Origin of the sequence: Aeromonas fluvialis (assembly GCF_000819885.1) — a bacterium.
Lineage (GTDB): Bacteria > Pseudomonadota > Gammaproteobacteria > Enterobacterales > Aeromonadaceae > Aeromonas > Aeromonas fluvialis.
The window spans coordinates 1-25,700 of record NZ_CDBO01000058.1 but is presented as its reverse complement, the minus strand read 5'-3'; the positions used below and the strand labels follow the sequence as shown (position 1 = coordinate 25,700).

The 25,700-nt window shown below is 49.0% G+C and carries 26 protein-coding genes and 1 pseudogene; 22 read left to right on the top strand and 5 right to left on the bottom strand.

The annotated features are described in order from the left end of the window. Positions 1-132: 132 nt before the first annotated feature. Genes BN1125_RS12840 through BN1125_RS12815 form a run of 6 tightly spaced genes read left to right on the top strand, consistent with a single transcriptional unit; the run spans position 133 to position 5,721 of the window. On the top strand, positions 133-990 hold the full coding sequence (locus tag BN1125_RS12840) for a flagellin N-terminal helical domain-containing protein (RefSeq protein ID WP_042012700.1): 858 nt from the start codon (positions 133-135) through the stop codon (positions 988-990). A 40-nt stretch (positions 991-1,030) separates the two neighbouring features. After that, entirely contained in the window at positions 1,031-1,462 is a 432-nt protein-coding gene (locus tag BN1125_RS18175; protein WP_052446165.1) for a flagellar protein FlaG, read from the top strand. 12 nt (positions 1,463-1,474) lie between these two features. Beyond that, positions 1,475-2,869, top strand: a complete 1,395-nt coding sequence (gene fliD, locus BN1125_RS12830; RefSeq protein ID WP_042012698.1) for a flagellar filament capping protein FliD — start codon at positions 1,475-1,477, stop codon at positions 2,867-2,869. A 19-nt stretch (positions 2,870-2,888) separates the two neighbouring features. Further along, complete coding sequence (gene fliS, locus BN1125_RS12825) at positions 2,889-3,314, top strand: flagellar export chaperone FliS (protein ID WP_042012696.1); 426 nt, start codon at positions 2,889-2,891, stop codon at positions 3,312-3,314. Further along, on the top strand, positions 3,314-3,616 hold the full coding sequence (fliT, locus tag BN1125_RS12820) for a flagellar protein FliT (protein WP_042012695.1): 303 nt from the start codon (positions 3,314-3,316) through the stop codon (positions 3,614-3,616). The genes fliS and fliT overlap by 1 nt, the downstream gene beginning before the upstream one ends. Further along, positions 3,616-5,721 carry a motility associated factor glycosyltransferase family protein gene (locus tag BN1125_RS12815; protein ID WP_042012694.1) on the top strand — a complete coding sequence of 702 codons (2,106 nt, stop codon included), beginning with the start codon at positions 3,616-3,618 and terminating at the stop codon, positions 5,719-5,721. The genes fliT and BN1125_RS12815 overlap by 1 nt, the downstream gene beginning before the upstream one ends. 102 nt (positions 5,722-5,823) lie before the next feature. Here the strand turns inward: BN1125_RS12815 and BN1125_RS12810 are convergent, their stop codons facing one another. Genes BN1125_RS12810 through pseF form a run of 5 tightly spaced genes read right to left on the bottom strand, consistent with a single transcriptional unit; the run spans position 5,824 to position 10,363 of the window. After that, a complete protein-coding gene (locus BN1125_RS12810) occupies positions 5,824-6,087 on the bottom strand; it encodes a hypothetical protein (RefSeq protein WP_042012693.1) in 264 nt (87 codons plus the stop codon). After that, positions 6,084-7,376, bottom strand: a complete 1,293-nt coding sequence (locus tag BN1125_RS12805) for a motility associated factor glycosyltransferase family protein (protein ID WP_042012692.1) — start codon at positions 7,374-7,376, stop codon at positions 6,084-6,086. The genes BN1125_RS12810 and BN1125_RS12805 overlap by 4 nt, the downstream gene beginning before the upstream one ends. Continuing rightward, positions 7,369-8,415, bottom strand: a complete 1,047-nt coding sequence (gene pseI / locus BN1125_RS12800) for a pseudaminic acid synthase (protein ID WP_042012691.1) — start codon at positions 8,413-8,415, stop codon at positions 7,369-7,371. The genes BN1125_RS12805 and pseI overlap by 8 nt, the downstream gene beginning before the upstream one ends. A gap of 6 nt (positions 8,416-8,421) precedes the next feature. Further along, a complete protein-coding gene (pseG, locus tag BN1125_RS12795) occupies positions 8,422-9,678 on the bottom strand; it encodes a UDP-2,4-diacetamido-2,4,6-trideoxy-beta-L-altropyranose hydrolase (RefSeq protein ID WP_042012690.1) in 1,257 nt (418 codons plus the stop codon). Next, positions 9,668-10,363, bottom strand: a complete 696-nt coding sequence (pseF, locus tag BN1125_RS12790) for a pseudaminic acid cytidylyltransferase (RefSeq protein WP_042012688.1) — start codon at positions 10,361-10,363, stop codon at positions 9,668-9,670. Before pseF ends, pseG begins: the two co-directional genes overlap by 11 nt. A 164-nt stretch (positions 10,364-10,527) precedes the next feature. On the opposite strand from pseF, the gene BN1125_RS12785 reads away from it, so the two are divergent. From BN1125_RS12785 to BN1125_RS12725, 16 genes and pseudogenes are all read left to right on the top strand, one after another. Then, positions 10,528-11,064: a GNAT family N-acetyltransferase gene (locus tag BN1125_RS12785; RefSeq protein ID WP_042012687.1), complete on the top strand. Its 537-nt coding sequence runs from the start codon at positions 10,528-10,530 to the stop codon at positions 11,062-11,064. Further along, positions 11,061-11,294, top strand: coding sequence for an acyl carrier protein (locus tag BN1125_RS12780; protein ID WP_042012685.1), 234 nt, complete (start codon positions 11,061-11,063; stop codon positions 11,292-11,294). Before BN1125_RS12785 ends, BN1125_RS12780 begins: the two co-directional genes overlap by 4 nt. Continuing rightward, a complete protein-coding gene (locus BN1125_RS12775) occupies positions 11,294-12,043 on the top strand; it encodes an SDR family NAD(P)-dependent oxidoreductase (RefSeq protein WP_042012684.1) in 750 nt (249 codons plus the stop codon). Before BN1125_RS12780 ends, BN1125_RS12775 begins: the two co-directional genes overlap by 1 nt. After that, positions 12,040-13,398, top strand: coding sequence for an AMP-binding protein (locus tag BN1125_RS12770; RefSeq protein WP_084202312.1), 1,359 nt, complete (start codon positions 12,040-12,042; stop codon positions 13,396-13,398). Before BN1125_RS12775 ends, BN1125_RS12770 begins: the two co-directional genes overlap by 4 nt. Beyond that, on the top strand, positions 13,395-14,450 hold the full coding sequence (locus tag BN1125_RS12765) for a LuxE/PaaK family acyltransferase (protein WP_042012682.1): 1,056 nt from the start codon (positions 13,395-13,397) through the stop codon (positions 14,448-14,450). The genes BN1125_RS12770 and BN1125_RS12765 overlap by 4 nt, the downstream gene beginning before the upstream one ends. Then, a complete protein-coding gene (locus BN1125_RS12760) occupies positions 14,429-15,634 on the top strand; it encodes an acyl-CoA reductase (RefSeq protein WP_042012680.1) in 1,206 nt (401 codons plus the stop codon). The genes BN1125_RS12765 and BN1125_RS12760 overlap by 22 nt, the downstream gene beginning before the upstream one ends. A 168-nt stretch (positions 15,635-15,802) precedes the next feature. Beyond that, positions 15,803-16,747 (top strand): glycosyltransferase family 2 protein, encoded by a 945-nt coding sequence (locus BN1125_RS12755; RefSeq protein WP_042012679.1) that lies wholly within the window; start codon positions 15,803-15,805, stop codon positions 16,745-16,747. Positions 16,748-16,784: 37 nt separating this feature from the next. Next, positions 16,785-17,894, top strand: a complete 1,110-nt coding sequence (locus BN1125_RS12750) for a glycosyltransferase (RefSeq protein WP_042012678.1) — start codon at positions 16,785-16,787, stop codon at positions 17,892-17,894. A gap of 15 nt (positions 17,895-17,909) precedes the next feature. Beyond that, entirely contained in the window at positions 17,910-18,578 is a 669-nt protein-coding gene (locus BN1125_RS18640; RefSeq protein ID WP_167562318.1) for a methyltransferase domain-containing protein, read from the top strand. A 24-nt stretch (positions 18,579-18,602) separates the two neighbouring features. Further along, the gene (locus tag BN1125_RS18635; RefSeq protein WP_084202310.1) at positions 18,603-19,910 is read left to right on the top strand and encodes a glycosyltransferase; all 1,308 of its coding nucleotides are present in this window, start codon (positions 18,603-18,605) and stop codon (positions 19,908-19,910) included. A gap of 15 nt (positions 19,911-19,925) precedes the next feature. Next, on the top strand, positions 19,926-20,924 hold the full coding sequence (locus BN1125_RS18170) for a glycosyltransferase family 2 protein (RefSeq protein WP_052446163.1): 999 nt from the start codon (positions 19,926-19,928) through the stop codon (positions 20,922-20,924). A 124-nt stretch (positions 20,925-21,048) separates the two neighbouring features. Further along, positions 21,049-21,357: a hypothetical protein gene (locus BN1125_RS19100; protein ID WP_156993338.1), complete on the top strand. Its 309-nt coding sequence runs from the start codon at positions 21,049-21,051 to the stop codon at positions 21,355-21,357. Positions 21,358-21,369: 12 nt separating this feature from the next. Beyond that, positions 21,370-21,735: pseudogene (locus BN1125_RS19095) on the top strand (methyltransferase domain-containing protein); the annotation flags it as partial. A 52-nt stretch (positions 21,736-21,787) separates the two neighbouring features. Beyond that, positions 21,788-22,954 carry a glycosyltransferase gene (locus BN1125_RS12735; RefSeq protein WP_042012676.1) on the top strand — a complete coding sequence of 389 codons (1,167 nt, stop codon included), beginning with the start codon at positions 21,788-21,790 and terminating at the stop codon, positions 22,952-22,954. 151 nt (positions 22,955-23,105) lie between these two features. Then, positions 23,106-24,734 carry a hypothetical protein gene (locus BN1125_RS19090; RefSeq protein ID WP_156993334.1) on the top strand — a complete coding sequence of 543 codons (1,629 nt, stop codon included), beginning with the start codon at positions 23,106-23,108 and terminating at the stop codon, positions 24,732-24,734. 157 nt (positions 24,735-24,891) lie between these two features. After that, on the top strand, positions 24,892-25,677 hold the full coding sequence (locus tag BN1125_RS12725; protein WP_042012708.1) for a class I SAM-dependent methyltransferase: 786 nt from the start codon (positions 24,892-24,894) through the stop codon (positions 25,675-25,677). Positions 25,678-25,700: the final 23 nt, after the last annotated feature.

Here is a 25,700-nt window from a genome sequence, read left to right as displayed (position 1 = left end):
GGTGGGTGATTGTCCGTTCAAACAATCCCCACTGGTCGAGAGTAGACGGGCTCGTTCAACCCTCTACTCCCGGATTGCAACAAGGCTGATGTAAGCGAGGCCTGCAGTCTGTATCGATTGGGAGATTAAATCATGGCTATGTTTATTAACACCAACGTGTCCTCGCTGAACGCTCAGCGTAACTTGATGAATACCAACAAGACACTGGACACTTCATATCAACGTTTGTCGTCCGGTCTGCGTATCAACAGCGCCAAGGATGACGCCGCCGGTCTGCAAATTTCCAACCGTCTGACCTCCCAGGTCAATGGTCTGAATCAGGGTAACCGTAACGCAAACGACGGTATCTCCCTGGCACAAACCGCAGAAGGTGCGATGGAGGAGATCACCGGCATGCTGCAGCGCATGCGGACTCTGGCACAACAGTCTGCCAATGGCTCAAACAACACGGATGACCGACTTGCATTGCAGCAAGAGGTAAACCAGCTCTCAAAAGAGATGGATCGTATCTCTTCTGATACTACCTTCGGGGGGACCAAACTGTTAGACGGTAAGTATGGTGGGAAATTCCAGGTGGGTGCAGATGCAAATCAGGTCATCTCGTTCAGTTTATCGGGTTATGCCTTTAATGTGGCCGGTCTTGCCACAGAGGCTAACGTAACCACAGCCTTTGCCGCTGGGGATAATGGTATCAATATCACGAAAGCTTCATTGGCACAGAATGTGCTGGGGGCGGTCGACAAAATGATCAAGACGGTTGATGGCAAGCGTGCCGAGCTGGGTGCGGTGCAAAACCGGATGGAATCGACCATTCGTAACCAGTCCAACATCACCGAGAATCTCTCTGCCGCTCGTGCGCGTGTACGTGATGCGGATTTCGCGGTAGAAACGGCAAATTTGACCCAGTACAACATCCTGCAGCAAGCAGCCTCGACCGTGCTGGCGCAAGCCAACCAGCGTCCGAACGGTGCATTGTCGCTGTTGCGTTGATAAGCTGACATACAGGTATGGGAAGTAGTTGGAGGACATCATGGCAAATGAAGTAAACCTTGGTTCGGCCTCCTCCTATGCTTTTCCAAAAACGGAAAGCAGTAGCCGTGAGGCTGCTGCTTTTGTTTTGGCGCAGCAGACGGAGGATGTGGCGAAGACGCGTCAGCAAGAGGTGAATGAGGCAGTAAAGAAGGAAGTCGCAGCCAAAGAGGAAACAAAATCAGCTTCTTTCGAAGAACAGGTACAAGAATTGCAGTCGATCGTATCGATGAAAGGTTGGTATCTGAATATTTCCAAGGATAATGAGCTTGGCAAGACCATCGTCAAGCTGTTGGACAAGGATTCGGGAGAGGTGATTCGCCAGATCCCGAGCGAAGAGTTGCTGTCCATATCCAAGCGGTTTCGTGAACTTGAGCAGTCGGGGCTCGATGAGCGCCATATCAAAGGGCTGCTGTTTGATAAATCAGTGTAGAAGGAGGTTTTTATGGGCTCGATAACATCTGCTGGAGTGGGCTCCGGCTTGCCACTGGAAGATCTCATCAAAGCCTCTTTAGATGCAAAAAGGACTCAGTTTGAAAGACAGGTTGTGACCAGTGAGGCCAACCTGAAAACCTCGCTTTCCGGGGTTGGCAAGTTGAAATCAGCCATCGACACCTTCAACACTGCTCTTCAGAAGTTGGCCAAGCCGACCGACTTTGCTGGGCGCAAGGTCACCATCGGCCAAGATACAACCAATCCGGTGCTGAGCATGACGGCGTCGGACACGGCCAGCCAGGGCAAGTATGATATTCAGGTAGATCAGTTGGCCAAGGGGACCAAGCTCACGTCTCAGGAAGGGACATTTAGCTCTCCCAAAGACGTGATTGCCACTGAAGATGGCACGTTGACCTTTACCGATGGAGACAAGGCCTTCGAGGTTGAGGTCAAGGCGGGGGATACCCTCGAACAGCTGCGCAAACGGATTAATGACAAGAGTGACGGCAATTTTGGCGTCTCGGCCAACATCATCAACAGCAATGGTCAGTCCCAGCTCGTGCTGGAATCGTCCGTCACCGGCAGTGGCGGCAATCTGCAGATCACGGCCAGTACGCCAGAGCTGCAGAAATTCGATACAAGCAGCCCTTCTTCACCCTTTAATCGGGAAAATGGTGTTGATGCCAAGGTGACCATTGACGGTGTAGAGGTGACCAACTCCACCAATACCTTTGACAACGTTATTCAGGATTTGAAGTTCACTGTATTGCGAGTCAGTGACAAGGAGTCAGACGGTGTGACCTCCAAGAAAACCAAGGTCACTGTCGAAGACAACATCGATAAAGCCAAAGAAAACATCAATAATTTCGTCAAGGCTTACAATGATTTGCAAACGACCATGGATGCATTGGGCAAAAGGCCCGTGATCGTCGGTGGTAATCGAACCGGGGACCCGGGTGAACTCGCCGGTGATCCGACGCTGTTTGCAATCCGGAATACCCTCTTTAAAGAGCTGTCCACTGAGACTGGCAGTGGGGCCATCAAGTCGCTGTTTGATATCGGCATCAAGATGGACAAGGATGGAAAGCTTTCCGTTGATTCCACAAAACTGGATGATAAATTGAAGTCGGATTTTAATGGCGTGTCAGCGCTGTTTTCCGGGAGTGATGGTCTTGCCAAGCGTCTTGACCCACAGATGAAGGAATATACCAAGTCTGCCGGATTGCTGGCTCAGCGTCAGGATGGAATCAATAGTCAATTAAAAGACATTGCGCAAAAAAGAACTGACTTCAATGCCTATATGGTGACTTATGAAGAAGGTCTGCGCAAAAAATACGCCTCGCTCGATGTAATGATTGCCAAGATGAACGCGTCTTCCAATGCCTTGGTTAGTATATTGATGTAAATTTAATTGAGACAGTATTATGTACCAGCGAAACATTAAAGCATATAGCGCAACGTCACTTGAGGCCGAATTGTCGGTTGCCGATCCCCATCGTGTCATTCAATTGCTAATGCAGGGTTTTCTGGAGCGTTTGGCCAAGGCAAAAGGCGCCATTGAACGCAAGGATTATGAGCAAAAATCAATGCTGATTTCGTCGGCTACTGCAATTTTGAATGGCCTGCAGGACTCTCTTGATATGGAGCTGGGAGGCATTACCAATGATCTCTATGGCTTGTATGGCTATATGAAGGATCGTTTGCTCGATGCATCTGTGAACATGAACATTGCTGCGATTGATGAAGTCATCGGACTGATGATTCCTATCAAAAGCGCTTGGGATCAGGTGCCGGAGGAGGAGAAGCAAAAAGCCTATGCGATGCGCCGTGAAAGGGGAGAACTCTCCTGATGCCTGATCTTTGCAATGAAATCATCAGGCTGACACAGTCCATCATAGTATCGCTGGGGGGGGAGGACGAAACCCTTACCAATGCTCTGATAGATGAACGGCGCACGGTTATCGACAAGTTGATTGCCCATCGTGACCCCCAAGTCGACTATAGCGAATTTGTTAAGCAGGTGTCTGAACTGGATGCTCAGATTGTCGACACGCTTTCCCAACATAAAAATGAAGTGGCTGAATCAATTTCATTGCTCAGCAGAAGCAGCAAAGCGTTGGCGTCATATAATAAAAATCGTGGAGAATTCTAATGCCATCGTTAAATGATATCATTAATCGTTCGGAAAATGAGCTGCAACGTTTGACATTACAACATCAGCAAGAAATAGCTTTGGCACAGCTTATGCCGGTGCGTTTTTCACAAAATATCGATGCCTTCCAAAAATATATTCCCTCGATAGCCGAGCAGTTTTCATCCTACAAACCAAGTGCCGATTTTGAAATATTTTGTAGTGTAAATGGTATTGCCAATCTGCGTTGGCAGGCGAGTGGAAATGTGTTGTATGGCGAAAATCCATTTGATGACTGCCTGCAGCAGCTCGAAGCTGCGTTGGCCTCCGGTGGATTGATAAAATTTGGTATCGGGCGGCAGTGGGATCCTTTCCAGCAGCAACACTTTCTCTATACCAATGTATTGGAGAATGTGCTAGCCGAATTCCGCCAACAGATTGATTCTGGCTTGGATGAACTTCCTCACGATATTCCACTGATGCTTATGTTTGGTTTGGGTCTTGGCTATCAGTTGGGATATCTCTACGAGCGTAAAGACATCGTCAATCTGTTTGTTTTTGAGCCTAATCTGGATCTTTTCTACGCCTCCCTGTTCTGCTTTGATTGGGCGCCATTACTGGATTATATTGCTGAAAATAAACTGGGTATTCACATCTTTCTGGGACAGGATGAACACGTCATCATGCAGGATCTCAAGGATGCGGTGAACAAAAAAGGTGCATTCTTATCCTCCCACGTATTTGGTATGTCCCATTACCAGTCGTCTGTGCTCTCATCGCTACAAGCTCAAATTGCCAAAGAATTTTATTCTCTGGCGATGGGGTGGGGTTTTTTTGATGACAGTCTGTTTGGCCTCGCAAATGGCGTAGACAATATCCTTGATGGTGCTAGATTTCTCAGTCTGAAAAACCGACTGCCCACACCCCTCAAAAAAACGCCAGTCTTTGTCATCGCCAATGGCCCGTCGCTGGATGCTGATATCGAATTTATCAGGTCGCATCAGCATCAGGCCATATTGATTGCATGCGGCACGGCAATCTCCTCGCTCTATAGGGCGGGCATTACGCCGGACATATATATTGCGGTCGAACGGGTCAACATGGTTGCGGCACATCTTGCCCAGATGAATGCCAGCGACTATTTGCAGGATATCCTGATGATTGCCCCGGATGTCATTCATGCCGATACCAAGCGTATGTTCAAACGATATGTGCTCGGTATTAAGGCTGACGAGCCGCTTTACGTCCTGTTGTGCAATCATTTTGACTGGGCGGGAGAACTGCAGTGCTTGAGTTGCATCAATCCGCTGGTGGGCAACCTGGGGATCAGTTTGCCGCTGCACCTTGGTTTTGAACGCGTTTATCTATTCGGGCTTGATAATGGATTCAAGTCTGCCGAGCACCATCACTCCCGCTTGAGCGGTTATTATGATGACAAGGGCAATCCTATCGCCGCTTATAAAGATATGGCGCTGGCGCTGGCTGACAATATCAGGCCTGCTAACTTTGGCGGTGAAGTGCAAACCAATCAGCTATTTTCTGCCTCTGTGATGATGGCTGAGTTTCTGGTTCAGCATTGCCCGGATGCAAACATATACAACTGCTCCGATGGCGCTTTGATCAAGGGATGTGAACCGCTGAAGAGTCGGGATATTGTGGATTTGCCATCCATGCTCGATAAGCAGGCGTTGGTTGATTATATCTATAATGAGATGACGGTCTCGGTTGACGCTTCTCGTGATGCAGTCGAGCCACTGCTTGATGTTGAACTGTTCGTCCGAGTGATAGCACTGATGAAACAAGATTGGGCTGCCGACTTTGCCTCACGAGCCATGCTGTTGGAGGCAATGCAACGCAGTATGGAATATATCAACGTGATCCGGGAGAGCCGGCAGTCTCATATTCATAATATATTGTTTGGCTCGCTCAATGGCATGTTTACCCTATATCTGGCGATAGCTTACTCCAATGATGATGAAGCCTTGTGTATGACATGTGTCAACGAGCACAGGTATCTCTTTGTTGAATACCTTGAGCGCATGGAGATGATTTACCCGCATGCCCTCGACTATATCCAGGGAAGACACATCGCGGCTGTGCCAGGTTTGGCTTATCAGTTGTCATAATATTTTTGACATCTTGAGCTGTCAGAACAATCAAAGCCCTCCCGTCAGAGACGATGGAGGGCTTTTTTGTATGAGGTGTAGAACGTGAAGCCGGGGAGGGCGTCACCCCTTGTCTGCCATTTCCAAGAGGGCGACGAACTCATATTCGATCTCGTCAGCCAGGGCCAGCCAATCCTCACGTTCTTGTTGCTCCAGTATGCGCTTGATGAGCACGGGCAGCAGTTGCTGCTGTTGTACCGGCCAGCTCAGGCTCTCGGATGCGGCTTGCTCCAGCAAGACAGGAAGCGTCTGGATTGCCTCCAGAGACAAGCCAAGTCGAAAACGGTGTGCCAGCGTGGTGAGTTGTACTGTCAGTGGGGAGTTCATAGGGTTATCTCCGGATGATATTGGCAGCCCTGGATATGTGCGCCATCCTTGCAGGTATTCCAGAAACGAACCTCGGGGTGACGATCTATGTAGCGCTCCAGCTCACACAGGTAGCCGGCAAAGTTCAGGGTCGTGGCCACCCGATTGCCATGGCCATCGTGCACCCAATGACGCGCTGTATGGGCACTCGGGCCAAGTGAACCATCTTGCCAACCGGTATGGGTTTGATTGCCCGGGAATGCAAAGTCGGCCCCCATCAAGATGACATTGTTGGCACCCATCTTTACCGCCAGGTCCACGGCTGGATGGATCACGCTCCCCCCAGAATACAGCACGCCTCTGGGTAAGCTGGTGCACAGTGCCTCATAGGTCGGGCTCATCGAGTAGGCGCCATAACGCGGCCCCAGCCAAGCGGCCAGCGTGTTGTGGGGCAGCATGGGGAAGTAGACCAGCTTGACCTCTTTGGAGTCTTGAGCTGGCAACATGAACTGATTTATCAGGTGATCGATCGTGACGACCAGATCCGGCTTGATGTGGTGCGCCAGCAGTGTCTTATAGGCCGTATCGACACATATGATGAGTGGTCGTGTGGGTAGTTTCGCAAGTCCGCCCAGATAGGGCAGGTGACGTGCCAGTGTCGGGCCGGGAGCGATGATCAGTGCCGTGCTGCCAGTTATAGTCCCAAACAACTCCGCTACATCAGCGTCGTGTGCCAGTAGTTCGCGATTGCTTTCTAGTCGGGCCAGGCGTTCGGGGTCGTCGGCTCTGAATCGGCGATTGACGAATGGCAGGTTGATCTCGCTGATCAGCCTATCCCGGATACGTGCGGCAGCATCCTCTGCCAACTGCAGTTCGGCCGGTAAGGAAAAGAAGGGCAGGCGGATATCTTTGTCATCCCCCGCCATGGTGAGCACGACCCTGGGATCAGCGAGCCAGTCATCCTGCTCCAGCAGGCGCAGCACCAGGGCAAACAGGGCGCCATTCATGATCTTCACTTCCAGACGGCGCAAGCTGCTGCGTCGCAACAGTGCGCGGGGCAGATCGCCAAGCCCGGTGCCATAGATATACAGTACGGGTTCATCGGGCAGGCTGGCGGCCTGCAAATCGGCCTCCTTTACTCTGTCGTGACGGCTGGTGAGCTGGATCCCGTCGACACTGAGGGTAGAACCCAGTCCCTCGGTTAGCTCAACCTGAAGGTGCGTTACATCTTGTGCCAACAGGCGGGGCCAAAGGGTGGGCCAGTGCTTACTGATAAGCTGGCCATGACAAGCAAACAGTGCCTCATTCATCCTGTATGACCCACTCCCAGCTCAGCGGCTGATTGGCTGCCATGTCGCGACTGACCCGCTTGCCGATGAGTCGATCGGAATCGGCGGGGGGCAGGCCGAGGGCGGGACGTACCGATTTGATGTGCGCTGCGGTGAGCTCCTCTCCTGCCGCAATATCTTTGACCAGATAGAGGGAGCGGCGAAACGCGCGGTTGCCCTGTTCGCTTTGGGTGAGCTGGTAGTCGGCGACCCCGAGCGCTGCCTGAGCGGTATTGACCGAGTTAATCAGCTCGGTGAGTTCGGCGGGCTCCATGGAGAAGGCACAATCCGGCCCGCCGTCGGCGCGGGAAAGAGTAAAGTGCTTCTCGATGAGGGTTGCCCCGAGCGCGGTGGCCGCAATGGCGGTGGCTGAGCCGAGGGTGTGATCGGAGAGTCCGACTTCAACGCCAAAACGTTGGCGCAGCATGGGGATGGTGCGCAGGTTGTATTCGGCAGCGGGGGCCGGGTAACCGCTCACACAGTGCAGCAGCGCCAGTTGACCGTTGCCATGCTTGAGCGCCATCTCGACCGCAGCGGTGATCTCGGTCTCGTTGGCCATGCCGGTGGACATGACCAGCGGCTTGCCGGTCTGGGCTGCGTAGCGAATGAGGGGCAGGTCTACCAACTCGAAGGAGGCAATCTTGTAGGCCGGGCAGTCCACTGATTCCAGCAGGTCCACCGCACTGAAGTCGAACGGGCTGCTAAAGACCGTCAGCCCTAGCTCGCGGCCCTTGGCAAACAGGGCCTGATGCCATTCCCAGGGGGTGTGCGCCCACTCATAAAGATCGTAGAGGCTGTGGCCATCCCACAAACCGCCGTGGATCTGAAATTCCGGCCGATCGCTTTTGAGGGTGATGGTATCGGGGCGGTAGGTTTGCAGTTTGACGGCGCAGGCCCCGGCCTCTTTGGCTGCGGTCATGATGGCCAGGGCGCGGTCCAGATTGCCATTGTGGTTGGCCGACAATTCGGCAATCACATAGGGCGCCTGTTCCTGGTTGATGGGGCGATGATCGATCTGCATCTGTGTTCAGATTCCTGTGCCAAGTTGCCAGCCTTGCGGCGCCGGCTGCCAGGGGGCAGGGGGCGCTATCTGCGGTGGCTCGGCAAGATAGAGGGGAAATTGGGAGAATATTGTTAGCAAGCGATGTGCCAGCTCTTGCCACTCCGCTGGTTGAAGTGGCTGGGCGGCCTGCCATGTCAGATGCTGACAGTCCAGAGTCAAGGTAAGCAGCAGTTGGTCATCATGGCGTAGTTGCCACTGTTGGCCATCTGGCAACAGTTGATAATCGGATTGTGGTAGCAGCCAGGCGGTGAGCCGATCCAGCCCCAGCCCATCCACCTGTTGCTGGCCGCGGCAGCGATAGTCATCTGCTTGCAATTCAAGTCGTTGCAGGGCCAGCATCAGCCGCTCAGGTTCATCCAGTTCGCTCAGGGTCAGCCGCTCTGCCAGCTGAAAGCGGGCGATCACCTGGTCGTTGAACTGTTGGTTGTCGACGATGGGCACCGCCAGGGTCGGCAGGCCGAGACAGGCCCGCTCCCAGGTCATGCCGCCGGCGGCGCCGATGGCGAAGTCGTGCCGGCTCATCAGGTCGGCCATCTGTTCGCTCTGGCGCAGCAGCACCAAATCGAGGTCGGCCAGCTCGGCCACTCTCTGTTCCAGCTCGGGCCAGAAGGGGTTGGCGCCGCCCGCCACTAGGGTCCAGCTAATGGTGCGGGCCCAGGGCAGCTTGGCCAGGCTGTTGAGGGTGACGAGGCAGGCTCCGGCTGGATCGGCACCACCAAAGCAGATGAGGCCACGTTGCCACCGGCTGGCCTTTTGGCGTGCAAACTGGCGATAGGCGGGGCGCAGCAGGGCATAGTCGGTGCCCAGCAGCAGCCGACAGTCGGCAGGGACGAGTGACTGGTAATCGGCTGTGCTGCGCAGCGGCCCCTGATCCAGCAGCAACTGACCATGATGAGGGCGATCGGCCAGATCGTCGATCACCAGCAACTGACCACAGTGGATTGCCAATGTCTGCTCGATCTGCCGATCAATCTGGTAGTGATCACACACCAGCCACTCCGGGCGTAAGGTGGGCAAGGGGCCTGCATCGTCCAGAGCACAAAGAGCGTGATGCTGGTGGGAGTGCCGCAGTGGCAGCAGGTGAGCCGGCAGTTGATGGCAGAGAAAGTGGCACTCGGCGCCAGCCGTTTTAAGCCGATCGGCGATGGCCAGACAGCGCATCAGATGGCCCAAGCCGATCTCGGCTCCGGCATCGAGCCGGAAGGCAACCTTAAACGCCATCTTGGGCCAGTACTTGATAGAGCAGTTCGGCCAGATGCCAATCTTCCGGTGTATCGATATCGACCACTCTATGTCTTGGCAGAATATGGCCGATCCCCTCTTCACCGATGGGGCTGATCCCGCCCAACCAGGCAGCCCGCGTCCCCCAATAGAACTGACCTGCATCCTGATAGGCTGGCTCCAGATCCTGAGAGCGTTTCGCCATCTGCTCCGGCCAGAAGGGGGTGACCCGGCCCTGCTCATCCATGCGCACGGCGCGCTGGATAGGGAAGCCAAACTCGGCCACGGTATAGACAAATGGTGCCTTGCTTGCGGTCAGCCGCTGATAGGCGGCCTTCAGGTCATTGGCCTGGATAAGCGGCACCGTGGCATAGATGCAGCAGTAGTCCTCTGCCTGGATGCCGAGCTGGTCGAGTCGCTGGATGGTGTCGATCACCACAGGGGTGGTACCTGTGTGATCATCGGCGAGGTTGGCTGGCCGCAGAAATGGTACTTCCGCGCCCAGTTGACGAGCGACCTTGGCAATCTCCTCATCATCGGTGGAGACCACCACCTTGCTGAAACAGCCAGATTTTTGCGCCGCCTGGACGGCATAGGCGAGCATGGGCTGACCACAGAAGGGGCGGATATTCTTGCGTGGAATGCGTTTGCTACCACCCCGGGCCGGGATAATGGCGATGGCCATGATGGGCTCTCTCTGCTGGATTAATGACTGGCCAAAGCCAGGATAATCGATGTCAACTCTTTGATTATTTTTGATATTATACTGGTTTTTCTGCTTGTATTATCGATTTTTGCTACGGAATGGCAGCAGTGTGGTCGATAAGAGAGACAGATCATGAAAAGTGGATGGCGTTGAAGATGAGCTATGGCGTTGAGTTACGCCCGATAGAGCCGTGGGATCTTCCCGCTTTGCGGCGTTGGCGCAATCAGGATGAGGTGCGAATGCAGATGGTATCTCAGACGCGTATTTCGCCACGGCAGCAGCGCCAATGGTTCACCGCTACCCGTGAGCGGTGGGATCAGCAGCACTGGGTGCTCTGGTGCAAGGGCGTGCGAGCGGGTTACGTCAATCTGAAAGGTGAGTGCCAGGGCAAGCTGCAGGGTCAGGCGATTGCCGATGCGGGACTCTATCTGGGCAACTCGACCGTGCGGCATCCCATGTTGGCCGTTGCTGCTGCCTTATCTCAGCTTGATCAGGGGTTTGATGAGTTGCACATCGGTTGTATACGGACCCTGGTTCGGGAGAACAATCGCTCGGCCCTGCGCTTGAATGAACAACTGGGTTACCGCCAGATAGGGCAAGAGAACGGATTTTTTGCATTGGAATTGCAGCCTGCGGATTACTATGCCGCCCGTGAGCGGCTACGGAGATTTTTCAGATGACAATCGCATTGGAACAGGTTTTTGCCGAGGCTTTGGGTATTGATATCGGCAGCGTCAGCGATGGGCTGGCCTACAATAGCATCCCGCAGTGGGACTCCGTCGCCCACATGGGGCTGATTGCCCAGTTGGAGGATAACTACGGTGTATTACTCGACACCGATGACATTATCGACATGAGTTCGGTCGGCAAGGCGCGCGAGATCCTAGCCAAGTACGGGGTCGCTTTCTGATGCTGGGGCTGTTGCAGGGCAAGCGGGTGTTGATCACCGGTGCTGGGCGTGGCATCGGTCTTGCCATTGCCCGCCAGTTTGCCTCTCAGGGGGCGGAATTGTGGCTGGGAGGCCGTGATGAGGTGACCATGAGCCAGCTGGCGACCGCGATTGGTACCGAGTTTGGCGTGCCTTGCCAGCCTCTCTGTTTTGATGTGGCTGATCCGTCGGCGGTCAAGCAGGCTTTTCAGCAGTTGTTTGCTCAGACTCGTCAGCTGGACGTGTTGGTCAACAATGCCGGCATGCTGGAAGAGGCGTTATTGGGGATGGCGAACCAGACCCATCTGCAAAAGACATTCAGCAACAATACCTTTAGCGTGATCTACTGCAGCCAGTATGCCGCCCGCCTGATGCAGCGCAGCGGTGGTGGCAGCATCATCAATCTCGCCTCCCTGATGGGGCAAGTAGGAGCGGCTGGACTCAGCTGCTATGCCGGCAGCAAGGCGGCAGTGATCGGTATTACCCAGTCACTGGCCAAGGAGCTGGCCGCCAGCCAGATCCGGGTCAATGCGATTGCCCCCGGTTTTATCGATACCGATATGGCCCACGCTATCCCGGAAGAGAAGTTTGCCGAGCGGGTGGCCAGCATCGCCATGGGGCGGATTGGCACACCAGATGAAGTGGCCAAGGTGGCCTTGTTTTTTGCATCCGACTTGTCGAGCTATGTGACCGGCCAGGTGATTGGGGTCGATGGAGGGATGGTGATTTGAGCCAGCCTGATTTGTTGACACATCTGGTTGAAAGTAATGACGAGCCAGCCTGGCGAGACCCGCAAGAGGGGTGGCTCAGTTATGGTGAGCTGGCTCGGCGTGTGGCGCAGTTGGCCACCATCTATCCTGCTGGCCGCCATTTGGTCTACCTGCCATTTGTGACGTCTACCCTGCATCTGCTGCACTACTTGCTGGCCCTGCGTGATGGCCACGCCATCATGCTGGCAGATCCTGCACAGGATGCCCGGTTGCACCATGAGCAGTGCCAGCGCTTTGGTGTAAGTCTGCGGGTATTAGAGAATGGGGCAGTTGCGCATCTTGGCGATGCGCCTTCACTTCACCCAGAGCTGGCCATGCTGCTGCCGACATCGGGCAGTACCGGCTCCTGCAAATGGGTGCGATTGTCGCGAACCAATCTTGATGCTAATGCCGCGGCCATCGCCGCATATCTGGCGCTGAACGGGGGTGAGCTAGCCATCACCTCATTGCCACTTTTTTACTCCTTCGGGATGTCGGTACTTAACAGCCATCTTTTGGTTGGCGCCTCTCTGGTTTCATGCACAGCCAGCCCCCTTGAGCGCCAATTTTGGGATGAGGTCAATCGCCATCAGGTCACCAGTGTGGCTGGGGTGCCGTTTACCTTTCAGATGCTAAACCGTTTGCGTTTTGAGTGGGCGCGTTATCCCAGCCTGATGACACTGACCCAAGCCGGAGGACGACTTGAGCCAGCACTGGCAAAGCAATTTGCCGAACAGGCATCTGCGCTGGGACGCCGCTTTTTCGTGATGTATGGTCAGACCGAAGCGGCGCCGCGCATCGCCTGGTTAGCGCACGATGAAGTAATGATTGCCCCGGATGCCATCGGCCGCGCAGTACCGGGCGGGCGTCTCTCTCTGCGTCATGAGCCCGGCTTTCCCGACGGGGAGGGGGAGCTGGTTTACCAAGGGCCAAATGTGATGCTTGGCTATGCCGAGTGTACCGAAGATCTGGCGCGTGGGCGCGATATGGATGCGCTCTTTACCGGCGATCTGGCTCGTTGTGATGAGGCGGGCCGATTCTATCTGACCGGGCGGCTCAACCGTTTCCTGAAGCTGTTTGGTAAAAGGGTGAGCTTGGCGGAAGTGGAAGCCTGGTTGCAGGGGAGGGGCTATTCCTGCGCCGTGACTGGCCGCGATGATCGCCTATTGGTAGCCATCGAGGCAGATGCATGCCCCTGTGACGCACTACAGCTGGAGCTGGCCCGCTGGCTGATGGTGCCGCCATCAAGCGTGCGTATCTACCAACATCATTTGCCACGACGCAGCAATATGAAGATTGATTATCCGGCCCTATTAACAGAGCTGGAGCAACTATGAACAGGCTGTTTGATGCGCCGGTTTTTGGGCTGCCCCAACATGAAAAAAGTGGGTTACTCCTTGCTCGCCTGAATGAATTGACGCAGCGCCATGGGCAGGGGTGTCCAGCTTTTGCCAATATTCTGTCGGCGTTTGGCTGGGGTCAGGCCTCGACGTACCAAGCGCTTCCCTATCTGGCTGCCCGCTTGTTCAAATTGGCCCAGTGGCAGAGCGTGCCAGAGGAGGAGGTGTTCAAGGTGCTCACCTCCTCTGGCACGACCGGAACACCGTCACGAATTGTGCTGGATCGGGATACTGCCGCGTTGCAGAGCAAGGTGCTGGTGAAGATCCTGCAAGAGTTTGTCGGCAAGCAACGGCTGCCCATGTTGCTGGTGGAGCAACCCGCCCTGATTCAAAACCGCAGCGGTTTTTCAGCCCGCGGTGCCGGTGCGCTGGGGCTCTCCTTCCTTGGCCGAGACCATACCTATGCCCTCGATGAGCAGATGCGGCCCAACTGGCCGGTGATCGAGGCGTTTTGTGACAAATACGCCGGTCAGCCTGTGTTGCTGTTTGGCTTTACCTTCATGGTGTGGCAGTGCCTGCTGGAGCCGCTACGCGAGCGCGGCATGCAACTGCCCTTTGCCGAGGGCATACTGTTTCACAGCGGGGGCTGGAAGAAATTGCAGCATCTGGCGGTGGACAACCCGGCCTTCAAGCAGCGCTGTCACGAACAACTGGGTCTGCGTCGGGTGCACAATTTTTACGGCATGGTGGAGCAGGTGGGCTCGGTCTTCGTCGAGTGCGAGCAGGGGCATTTGCATGCCCCCGTGTTTGCCGACCTGCTGGTGCGGGATCCGCTGACTCATCGACCGCTCGGGGTCGGCCAGCCCGGCTTGTTGCAGGTGATTTCTGCCATTCCCCAAAGTTATCCAGGCCACAGTTTGCTCAGCGAGGATCTCGGTGTGCTGCTGGGTGAGGATGATTGCCCCTGCGGCCGTCGTGGTCGTTATTTTCATGTATCAGGACGTCAGCAAGGCGCCGAGGTGAGGGGATGCAGCGACACTTTCCAGTGATCCGGTCAGATGCAGAAGATGCCATGTGGCAAGCGGGGCCAGAGGTCGCTTTCGTGGCTCCCGTCAGCGGCTGGCAAGGTGTTGTCACTTACCCGTTGCCAAGCTTTGCGCCCGTCATCTATGACTTTGTGGCTGCGCTCTCTGCACGTCTGCAGCAGGAGGGGCGAGAGAATCCGGATTTGGCCGCCTTTGGTTTTTGGTTGCGGCCGCGCCAGATTGAGGTACAGCGCAAACGCATGGCAGGGCGCGCACCGCTGGGGATGGTTTTTCATCTGGTCCCCTCCAACGTGCCGACCGTCGCATTTTACTCCTGGATCATGGCGCTGCTGATGGGCAATGGGTCCGTGGTACGTCTCTCATCGCGTATCGACCCGGTGCAAGAGGCCATGCTGACCATCCTGAACGAGCTATTCTCTCTGCCCGAGTGGCAAGAGATTGCCTCCCGTACCCGTTTTATCCGCTATGACCATGACGAGCGCGTCACCACCTGGCTGTCGGCCCAGTGCTGCCTTCGCATTATCTGGGGCGGTGATGAAACCATCGGCCGGGTACGGGCTATTCCGCTCTCACCCCGCGCTCAGGAAATCGTGTTTCCGGATCGCCGTTCCATGGCGGTATTTGATAGTCAATGGCTCGCCAGCCTGGATGCGGCCGCGTGGCGGCAAGTGGTGGTGGCTTTGCAGCAAGACTTTACCCGCTTCAATCAGCAAGCCTGCGCGTCCCCCACCACCATTTGCTGGTTGGGCACTCCCGCCAGTGCGTTGCGCCGTCGTCTGCTCGAAGGGATCTTCGCCCCATTTGCAGATAATCCCTCGCTGATGATGGAACGCCTTATCAATAGTCAACAAAATGCCGCCCATGATGGTCAGATGCAGCTAGAGACCTTTGCTGGCGTCACCTTATTGACTCCTGCCGTATCTTTGCGGCTTGCACACATCGGAGGAGGTACAGCTGCCGAATTTATTGCCGATACCCTTGATGAGTTGCTGTTACAACCGTGGGATATGCAGACCTGTGTCTGGGTTGGGCCAGATAAGACGCGGCTTGAGTGTGCGCTACAGCTGTCGCCTTGCTGCCGTATCGATAGGGTGGCAAGTCCCGGACAGGCACTCGCATTCGAATGGCTCTGGGACGGCATCGACATGCTGGTGGCCTGCAGTCGTCAGCTTGCTCGCATTGAATAGTGGATTCCAGGTCACATAAATCAAGTCATATCAATGAATTAGCTTGGTCAGGCACGGCTCTTGCAGTAAATATTGCCATGAAGGGCAGGAAGGGTTGACAGAGACCGTGCGGTAGCCTTGTCCATTTTCTCCTATTCGCTTCTTTTTTACTCTACTTCTGGATCCTCTATGAAAGTCAGCGTACTGGTGCCGGTATATAACCTCGGGCGCTTTATCGAGCCCTGTCTGCTAAGTCTGCTGGAACAGCAAACCAATTTCGATTTTGAGGTCATCGCCATTGATGACGGTTCGAGCGATGACTCCTGGGCCATTATGCAGCGGCTGGCATCACAGTGGCCTGCACTACGGGCATTGCAAAACAAAAAAAACATAGGGGTGTGCCTGACCATACGTGCCTTGTTGGAACAAGCTCAGGGCTCGTATCTGGTTTATGTCGATGGTGATGATTTGGCTCTACCCGGCAAGCTGCAAGCGTTGAGTGATCATCTGGATAAGCATCCAGATTGCGGATTCGTTTATCACGAAGCGGAAGTTTTTGATAGCGATTCCAATCGGACCACCTCGCTATTCAGCAAGGATTATTACAACGCCAAATATATCCCTGAACGAGCTGGTCCGGAGCATTTAGTACAATACGGACTCTTTTTCAATACCAGTTCCTGTGCTTTTCGCCGGCACGAAAGAATGCTGGATGCGGTAAATCTGGATTGCCATATAGTGAATGACTACTCTTGGCATATTCTTAATTCATCTTATCTGGGCGGAAATATAGACCGTATTCCGCAAGTATATGGGCGTTATCGGGTTCACAGTAGTAGCATTTGTGGAGCTATTCGCTCTTCAGAAGATCGTCGCAAACTTGCTTTGCAAGATATGCTGGCAGCGTGTGATTTGGCGCTTCATACCGGAATGGATGAGTCGTTAGTAAAAAGGGGGAAAAGTCATCTGTGGTTTTCCACTGCGCTGTATTTTTTGCGTGCCAAAAACTGGGCGTTGTTTGATTTATTCATAACGGACTCCGCTCAGTATCAATGGTTCTTTGATGAGCGACATAAGTTTGCATGGCAACATAAAAATGAACCTGAACGAGTGTTTGAGCAAATTTTTGGCTGATCGACAGCGTTTTTCATTAACGTGACCAGGTAACCATATGAGAAAAACCATCCATGTTGCCTTCTGTATTGACAATACTTTTGCCATTCATTTAGCAGTTTTGATACATAGTCTGAGTCAACATCTAGATCAGTGCTTTAAACTGGAATGTCATATTTTAGGCCGGCTTAATGAAAAAAATAGACTTAAGCTATCTACATTGATTTCTAGGAATATAGAGATTCAGTTTCATGATGACTTCCCTGATTATAAAAACATCCCGATCAGTAGCCTCTATAACAATAGATTGAACGAAGTTACCTACTATAGATTTGCCATACCTGAAGTTTTATACAATATTGATAAAGTATTGTTCATCGATGCAGACATGATTGCTGTGGGAGATATCAGCCCGCTTTGGTTGATAGAGATGGGGGATGCTGTCGTCGCGGTGGTATCTGACCACATCTTGGGATGTGACAAAGAGAAGCAACAGGAACGAGGAATATCTTCTGGGCAGTACTTCAACGCTGGTTTTATGATGATGGACCTCATTAAGTGGCGTAAAAATAATATCAGCATGAATGCGATGGATTTGCTGGTTGAAAATAATGGTTTTGAACATAATGATCAAGACGCCTTGAATATCGTATTAGAAAATAAATCATTGTATTTGGACCATAAATGGAATGCTCAACCTGAGTATATTTTAAAGGATGTAAATATAACTCCTGTTTTAGTGCATTTTTGTGGTCAGGAAAAACCATGGCATGTTTCGTCTATTCATCCCTATACAATACAGTATCTGTCATATAAAGAAAAAACACCATATAAAGGAATACCATTAGAGTGCTATCTAGATAATGATGATCATCAATTGCTCAAGCGACTATTTACAAGCCTGCCGTCTGGAGGGCGAGTAGCTATTTGGGGGGCTGGGCAAAGAGGACGTAGAGTTTGTTATTATCTAAAATATATGATTAAAAATTATCAGTTAGTCTATATCATCGACAAGCATGCTCAGGGTAGTTATTTAGAGGTTGATATAAAAAAAGAAATTATTGATGATGAAAAAATAGATGCAATTATTATTGCTTCAGTCCCTTACAGAAATGAAATAATAAAAGAAATCAATGCCATGACAACAAAAACATTTAATATAATATAGTTTATGGGGGCTGAAATGAAAAAGGAACAGTGGGTAGATGGTATCCGTTATGAAGTGGATTTTTGGTCTGCATGGGTAGAAAATCGTGGTGGTATATGGTCTCGGGATTTTACTGATAGGTTGGATCCTGAGCTTCCTCTACGAGATAGACTCCATGAACTGGTTAGTGGTATGGAGGGAGATAATATATCTATCCTAGATTGTGGTGCAGGTCCATTAACTATCTTAGGTAAGAAGCATGCTACCAAAAATATAAAAATAATAGCGATAGATGCTTTAGCCAATGAATATCAAAAGCTGCAGTTTCCTCTTCCTCCACCAGTTGTAACTGAATATTGTGAAACTGAGCGTATATTGGAGAAGTTTTCTAAGGGTTCTTTTGACATTTCATATGCTAGAAATACATTGGATCATAGCTATGATCCAATTATTTGTATTATGAGTATGATCGATGTTACTCGTTCAGGTGGATATATATATATTCAGCATTCCGAGAATGAAGCAGAGCGTGAACAGTATAAGGGAATGCATCAATGGAATTTTTGTATCGAAAATAACAGTCTCTTCATATGGAATCAGTTAGAACGACATAATATATCTGATTTAACAAGTAAGCTTGTATCGCTTGAAGAGATATCGGCTAATGGTTCAATAAATGTGGATGTTATTTTTAGGAAGCTATAATTAATTGTTGCAAGGTTTCAAAATATGTGCGTATCAATAATCATTCCATGTTATCAACAAGAAGAATATTTAACTCGGGCGCTTGAGTCTATTGATGCGCAGGATTATCAGGATATAGAAGTTATCGTGGTTGATGATGGTTCGGTTAAGCCAGTTGAAATTATAAAAGAAAAGTATGCATTTCCTATTAAATTGATTAGGCAAACTAATCAAGGTCTCTCCGCAGCAAGAAATACAGGTATAGCTAATAGTAGTGGGTCTCTAATAAAATTTCTTGATGCTGATGATAAGTTATTACCTGGATGTATAAGAATGCAAGCAGTCAGTCTTGAGCGTGAGACTTCCGCTGTAAACATTATTGGTTTTGTTGAAATTGATGAGGAAACCAATGTTGAAGCAGAAATCATTCCTGCATTTGGTGATCCGTTATCGGCATTAATGATGGATAATCTGGCGCCAATTCATTCTTATATGTTTGTAAAATCTGCAGTGGAAAATATAGGAAGATTCTCAACAGATGAACGTATAGTTTATGGTTGTGAGGATTATGACCTTATTTTTAGGTTAGCAATATCTGGTTGTAAGTTCTATTCGTCACATCAGCTTGGTGTTGTGTACTATAGACGTCATGGAACTATGTCTAAAAATAGCTCTGGTATGCAGAAATCTCGAGTTGATGTCTGGATTCACAATGTCTTATTTTTTTTGAAAAATAAACCTGATATTTCATGTTTTTATATAATCCCACTTCTCACTGGTTTGGCAAAAATCAATAAATGGCTAAGTGAAGATCAGTGTATTTTAGCTAGGGATATTATATCAATAGCTAACAATGCTCTAGTCAAGAGATTATTTGATATTCCCAAGTCTGAGTTATGTAGTCTACTGAAACTCGTATCCTCTCTTGAACTATTCTCTCCAATCTGTGAGTCTTTGAATAAAATAGTGCATGGACATCACAACTCGAAAATCAACATTACATCAACGGAAATAAATACTTATAAGCTATTCCTTAATGGGATGCAGAATAGCATCGAAGATGACTGGGTAATTAAAGTGCTTACTTATGCCAAAAAACATAGTGGTCAGATTGGCATATATGGCGCTGGTGAATATGGTGTTCGGTTGCAAAAAATATGTACTGCCGCAGGATATGATATTAAATGTTATTTTGATAAATCCCTTTTCAGTGTTGTAAATGATAATTGCATTCCAATATATCACCCAGATGAAATAAAAGAACATAATATTAGTCTTATCATAATTGCATCAGTTGCATTTTATGATGAAATACTTGATAGTATTGAGCATTTGCCATGTGTTGTGATCTAAAAGGATGAGGTTATTATGACGAAGCTAACTGTCCTTATGCCTGTTTTTAATGCGGAAAGATATTTACCTGCATCAGTTTGTTCTATTTTATCCCAGACCTATGGTGAATTTAAATTTATTATTCTTGATGATGGTTCAACAGATAATTCGTTACGTGTTATAGAAAGGTTTGCAAGTGTTGATGAACGAATCGTCGTTAAGTCGCACAGTAAAAATCAGGGTATAGCAACATGCCGTGATGAGCTTTTGTCTCTCGTTGATACAGATTATTTCGCATGGATGGATGCTGACGATATTTCACTTCCTCATCGTTTCAGGGCTGAGATCGATTATCTTGAGTCTCACCCTGATGTGGGAGCCGTTAGTGCTGGTTATATCGCCTTCGATTCACTGGAACAATATATCCCAGAATCGGATCCGGATAAAATTGCAGTCAATATGTTAACTGGCAATGCTATTATTAATCCCGTTGCAATGGCTAGAACTGATATTGCGATAAAAACGGGATTCTCATTTAAACATTGCGGTGTTGTTAGTGCTACCGATTATGCGTTCTGGGTGTCCATGAGAGATCTATCTAAGCTAAAGGTATTGCCTGAATGCTTATTAATATATCGAATCCATAAACAACAAGAATCAAGTGCTAATGCCAGAGCACAACAGTACTCAGCGAAGAAAATCGTAGCCAAGCAATTCGCTTCGTTTGGACTCAATATCGATGTTCGCATACTGAACGATTTGGTTCTTTTCCCAGGAGATAAACCATCGAAGTATAGTCTTGTTGAGATAGGATGTTTATATTCGAATTTAATCAAAATCAACGATAAAAATAAAACATTTATTCAGCGAGCATTGGTGTCGAGCTTATCATCGAGATATATGTCTTATTGTAAGTTTTTTGGTCTATTCGGTATATTTAATTATCTAAGATTCATGGGGTTAAAAAGTTTACTGGCTAAAAGAAAATTTGGATTATATTTTTTAGTTCGCTGTTTTACTTTTCAGAGTAATTAACCGAATAAATATTGTAATGTGGCTCGTTTGTATAATTACACGATAGTCTTATACGCTAAATACGGGCATGTTGTATCAATTTGCCAATCTATATAAATATCTGAGCGGCGGCTAGGAGTTAGAAGTGGATCGTTACAGCTTTCATTGCCCCTTATGTGATTGTCGTGGACAACTACTTACATTTCGTGGGCGTTTTCATGCACAATGTCCCCGCTGCTTAAGTCTCGAGCTGCATCGTCTGCAATTTTCTGTTTTGCAAAAATTGCTAAATAAAGAAATTATGCAGAGAATGAGTGCGTTACATTTCGCACCTGAACCAGGTATGCGGGTATTTTTTGATGGGCATTTTGGTTCCTATAAAACCGCTGATTTGACAATGGGCGATGTCGACTATCAAGTGGATATTCAATCGCTGCCATTCCCCGATGGATAATTTGACTTTGTTTTTGCCTCGCATGTGCTGGAACATATTCCTGATGATCGAAAAGCTTTATTTGAAATTCATCGCATTTTAAGACCAAATGGTATTGCTATATTGCCTGTTCCAGTTGTTTGTGAGCATACAATCGAATATGATGAACCAGACCCATTACAAGATTATCATGTCCGCGCACCTGGATTAGATTACTATGATCGCTATAAAAACGTCTTTTCATCTGTAGAGATGATAAGCTCATTTGATGTTGATGAAAATATCCAGCCTTTTGTCTATTTAAATGATGAGTATATTATCCAGGATGGCGAGTGGGTGCATCCGTATTGGGTAGATGGGCGTAAATTTATAGATATAGTTCCAGTATGCTATCGTTGATTATAACGATGAGCGGTTGTGGTGTGACTTCAACTTTAAAGGAAGTTGTGCAATGAAAAAAATCCTGATTTTTCGCACTCACCTTCTGCCCTATTCTGAAACATTCATTTTAGCGCAAGCTAGCAATCTTGAACACTGGTCAGCTACGTTACTTGGTGAAATACAATTATGTAAAGGGTTGCCACTTGATGGACTGACTGTTGAAACTTTATTAGAAAGTGAAGCAGCACATACGGCTTTATCTATGCAACGAGCATTGAATGACTATGTGCAAACTTCGTTGTTGTCTCGAGCAGATGGGTATAAGGATGCTGGCTTCAGCTTAATTCACGCACATTTTGCGATTGATGGCTTGAGGGTATATCCGTTAGCCAAAAAAATGAATGTGCCATTGATAATTACATTGCATGGATATGATATAAACATCTATAAAGAGTGGTGGCATAACGGAAGTGGCGGAAGATCAATGGCCTCATATCCTGAAAGACTTATAGCTCTCGCCAAAGAAGAGAATGTTCATTTCCTGGCTGTTTCAGAAGCGATAAAAAACCGTGCTATAGAATATGGTTTACCCGAAGAGAAACTAACAGTTAGTTATATTGGCGTTGATTGTGAGCAATTCAAGCCATCGGATATAGCCATGTCGGAGCGACGGCAGGTCCTCTTCATTGGAAGATTAGTCGAAAAAAAGGGATGTCAGTATCTCCTTGCCGCATTTTGTAAAATTCAGGAGAAGTTTAGAAATATAAAATTAGTTGTTGCCGGATCGGGACCGCAAGAAGCAATGCTCAAAAACTTTGCGATTGAGCATAAGATCCGCGTTGAATTTTTAGGGGCTCTCGGTCGAGAAGAGATACAGCAGGAGCTATCAAAGTCTCGTGTTCTGTGCCTGCCAAGTATTACTGCAGAAAATGGTGATGCTGAGGGCCTACCTATCGTTGTATTAGAGGCGCAGTCTTGTGGTGTGCCAGTTATTACATCTGCTCGCGGTGGGGCGACTGAAGGCATTGTGAATGGTGTTACTGGCTATTCGCATATGGAAAAAGATATTGACGAGATATCCATGCTTTTGGATAGGGTCTTGGCAGACCATGAGCTTTCAGAAAAATTGGGTATTAATGCTCGAGAGCATATATTGAAAAACATGAATAGTAAAAACTGCATGCAACGGTTAGAGAGTATTTATGACCAAATTTACTATGCGAGCTGCATTGATTGACCTAAAGCTCTGGAGCTGAGCTTGGCATTTCAAAGGATGCCGATTTTGGCTAATGTGAAGTGTCGATTTGCAAGCAGTATCAGTTACATTTGAAACAGTGCCTTTCTTTTTTGTACAGCCTTCTCATGGGTGATGTGGAGTGAGAGTACACATGAAAAATACATACCTCTTCTTTATTCGCAATCCTGAGCTTGGTGGTGCTCAAACATATTTTATTCGCGTCATTGAATACTTGTTGTCTATTGGTGAAGAGGTTGCTGTGTTGGCAAGTCGAGGCGATTATGTTGCTAATTACTTTGACCAAACTACTCATTGTGTTGATGTTATTTATATTCCAGATGATATGGATTACTCATTATGGAAAACTCCGTCAGCTAGAGAAATTATTGCCCAGTATGGTGCTCAGTTGCGAGCAAGTAGGCATGGTTTTCTGCGAATAGTGACCTATAATGTGCCCAACGTCCTGTTTTCAATATTTTTATTCAATCAGGAAAAAAATTGGTCCTTGACTGCAATGACCATGCACCATGAAGAGTGGACGCATTGGGAGCCTGCTGTTGGCTTTGTGCAAGCAGAATGTATGAATCCTCACTACCATAACAACTTATGGGATGAATATCGTCACATATTGATACAACTAGATCAAACGCGCAGCCTGTTTTGGGGCGGTTATCTGGTTAAGCAGTATATGGACTTTGTCTTTAAACATGACTTCCATGTGGCGTATATATGTCAAACACCAACTGAATATATTCCAGCATTGTGTTTATCTAAACCTGGCAATAAAAAATTAAATATATTGTGGTGCGGTCGTTTTGACTCTTTTAAAAGTCCTGGTCTAGTACAATTTTCCTTGGAGCTCGATCATTTTGCTGCGCAGCATCCGAATGTTTCAGTCTCACTTCATCTGGTTGGGCGAGGAAATAGTGAAGCGCAGATGTATATTGAGAATGCCATGGCTAAAATTAAGGATGTCACCGTCAGTTTTGATGGAGAGGTTCCTTTTTCTGAAATTCCTCTGTATATATCCGCGGGTCAATTTGATTTTGGTATCGCAATGGGATCGACTCCCTTACTTTTTGGGTCTTTAGGTTTGCCAACTATTTTGATCGATGTTGGTTCGACTAGTTTAATGCCTAAAATGAAAGGCACTTGGTTGCATGAGACGGACCTGAATATCACCGCCGGTTATGGATTGGTATTAGATGTGTTGGGTGAAGATACGGTCAAGCTTTATGGTCGACGTCCATACGCTGATTTAATCAGCGACTATATGACATGGGATTCAACCAAATGGCGTGATGTTTCTCAAAAAACAGTTGACTATGTTAAACGTAATCATGCTGCTGAATCGGTATTTTCTGTAGTAAAACAATCCATCGATCGTGCAAAGTTGGCTGTTTTTGATATTCGTTTTCCAGCACCGCTAGCCACTCCATTGCTGCAGCGATTATTGCAGTATAATGGGAAAATTTACATATTTGGTGCCGGAGGTTTGGGCTGCAAGTTCTACGAAATATTTAGTGAGTATTGCCGGTTAAATCCAAAGTGCTCAGCAATAAAAATTGTTGGGTACATAGATAATTCACCACATAAGCATGGTATGCAGATTGGAACATTGCGATGCCAGCATATAAGTACTGTCAGCATTGTTGATTCATTTTTTATTGTGGCATCAGATTACCATACGGCTATTATTGAACAATTGGGATCACTTGGTGTTGCCGATGAAAATATATGCAGTGTTGGTCAATCGTTACGGCAAACTGGTTATATATGAGCCAAGTAGTGTTCTCGCTCCGAAAAAGGATCACATATAGAGCTTAAATAACTGGCTATCTGTTTTTGTTAATTGATAATTACCGCCAATACGGCACAATAATCAGCTAAACCATGCAATGGTCAGCATCACTGCCATCTGTGATGAGGAGGTACTATTGAAAGTTGTAAATTGGACACGAAACGATTTTTATAAAATTTTGGCCGCGGCATTTTCTTCTCTTGGTAATCAGCCGCGTTTGGCCGAACTTGGCGTCCTGCGTGGCGAGAACGCGATGGTCATGTACCAAACCATGCAGCCAAGTCACATGACATTGGTCGATAGTTGGCTTGCTTTACCGCCACTTCCGCAGTTAGGTGCTTACAGCCCATTTGAAAAGCTGCCAAATTGGGTTAGTGATCCAGATGTGTTTGCCGATTATTTTGGTGGCTCAATGCGTGAGCAAGATACTTTCGATGCGCTTTACGAGATTTGCCGTGAACGCTTCAAAGCGATATCTAATGTTCGTCTGTTGCGCGAGTCAACAGAAATTGCGTTTGAGACTCTCAAGGCGGAAGGTGCACGTTTTGAGTGTGTGTATGTGGATGCCAACCACCAGTATGAATGGGTGCTGCGTGATCTGATGCTATATCAGGAGCTTGTTTCGCCCGATGGCTGCATCATGCTCAATGATTGTGCTTTTTCCAATGATGGCATGCGGCAGAACCTTGGGGTGCTAGAAGCGGTAGCGCACTTTATCAAACGAGCACCGTTTCGTCCTGTCGCGATGACGGTTGGCGCTTTTGCAGATCTGATCCTCGTGCGACAGGGGTCACAACTCGGGAATTTGTGTGATCAGCTGTTTTTGGCATCAGATGCCAATTGGGTTGAGGTACCTGACCAATTGCTGGGTGCTGCGAAAGTGGTTACTGGCGGCAGACGGCTTAATGTCAGTTTTATCTGAATAAACAACCTGATTACCCATGA

Coding starts and splice junctions, on each gene's coding strand:
- BN1125_RS12840 (WP_042012700.1), top strand. CDS start 133: ATGGCTATGTTTATTAACACCAACGTGTCCTCGCTGAACGCTCAGCGT.
- BN1125_RS18175 (WP_052446165.1), top strand. CDS start 1,031: ATGGCAAATGAAGTAAACCTTGGTTCGGCCTCCTCCTATGCTTTTCCA.
- fliD (WP_042012698.1), top strand. CDS start 1,475: ATGGGCTCGATAACATCTGCTGGAGTGGGCTCCGGCTTGCCACTGGAA.
- fliS (WP_042012696.1), top strand. CDS start 2,889: ATGTACCAGCGAAACATTAAAGCATATAGCGCAACGTCACTTGAGGCC.
- fliT (WP_042012695.1), top strand. CDS start 3,314: ATGCCTGATCTTTGCAATGAAATCATCAGGCTGACACAGTCCATCATA.
- BN1125_RS12815 (WP_042012694.1), top strand. CDS start 3,616: ATGCCATCGTTAAATGATATCATTAATCGTTCGGAAAATGAGCTGCAA.
- BN1125_RS12810 (WP_042012693.1), bottom strand. CDS start 6,087: ATGAACTCCCCACTGACAGTACAACTCACCACGCTGGCACACCGTTTT.
- BN1125_RS12805 (WP_042012692.1), bottom strand. CDS start 7,376: ATGAATGAGGCACTGTTTGCTTGTCATGGCCAGCTTATCAGTAAGCAC.
- pseI (WP_042012691.1), bottom strand. CDS start 8,415: ATGCAGATCGATCATCGCCCCATCAACCAGGAACAGGCGCCCTATGTG.
- pseG (WP_042012690.1), bottom strand. CDS start 9,678: ATGGCGTTTAAGGTTGCCTTCCGGCTCGATGCCGGAGCCGAGATCGGC.
- pseF (WP_042012688.1), bottom strand. CDS start 10,363: ATGGCCATCGCCATTATCCCGGCCCGGGGTGGTAGCAAACGCATTCCA.
- BN1125_RS12785 (WP_042012687.1), top strand. CDS start 10,528: ATGGCGTTGAAGATGAGCTATGGCGTTGAGTTACGCCCGATAGAGCCG.
- BN1125_RS12780 (WP_042012685.1), top strand. CDS start 11,061: ATGACAATCGCATTGGAACAGGTTTTTGCCGAGGCTTTGGGTATTGAT.
- BN1125_RS12775 (WP_042012684.1), top strand. CDS start 11,294: ATGCTGGGGCTGTTGCAGGGCAAGCGGGTGTTGATCACCGGTGCTGGG.
- BN1125_RS12765 (WP_042012682.1), top strand. CDS start 13,395: ATGAACAGGCTGTTTGATGCGCCGGTTTTTGGGCTGCCCCAACATGAA.
- BN1125_RS12760 (WP_042012680.1), top strand. CDS start 14,429: ATGCAGCGACACTTTCCAGTGATCCGGTCAGATGCAGAAGATGCCATG.
- BN1125_RS12755 (WP_042012679.1), top strand. CDS start 15,803: ATGAAAGTCAGCGTACTGGTGCCGGTATATAACCTCGGGCGCTTTATC.
- BN1125_RS12750 (WP_042012678.1), top strand. CDS start 16,785: ATGAGAAAAACCATCCATGTTGCCTTCTGTATTGACAATACTTTTGCC.
- BN1125_RS18640 (WP_167562318.1), top strand. CDS start 17,910: ATGAAAAAGGAACAGTGGGTAGATGGTATCCGTTATGAAGTGGATTTT.
- BN1125_RS18635 (WP_084202310.1), top strand. CDS start 18,603: ATGTGCGTATCAATAATCATTCCATGTTATCAACAAGAAGAATATTTA.
- BN1125_RS18170 (WP_052446163.1), top strand. CDS start 19,926: ATGACGAAGCTAACTGTCCTTATGCCTGTTTTTAATGCGGAAAGATAT.
- BN1125_RS12735 (WP_042012676.1), top strand. CDS start 21,788: ATGAAAAAAATCCTGATTTTTCGCACTCACCTTCTGCCCTATTCTGAA.
- BN1125_RS19090 (WP_156993334.1), top strand. CDS start 23,106: ATGAAAAATACATACCTCTTCTTTATTCGCAATCCTGAGCTTGGTGGT.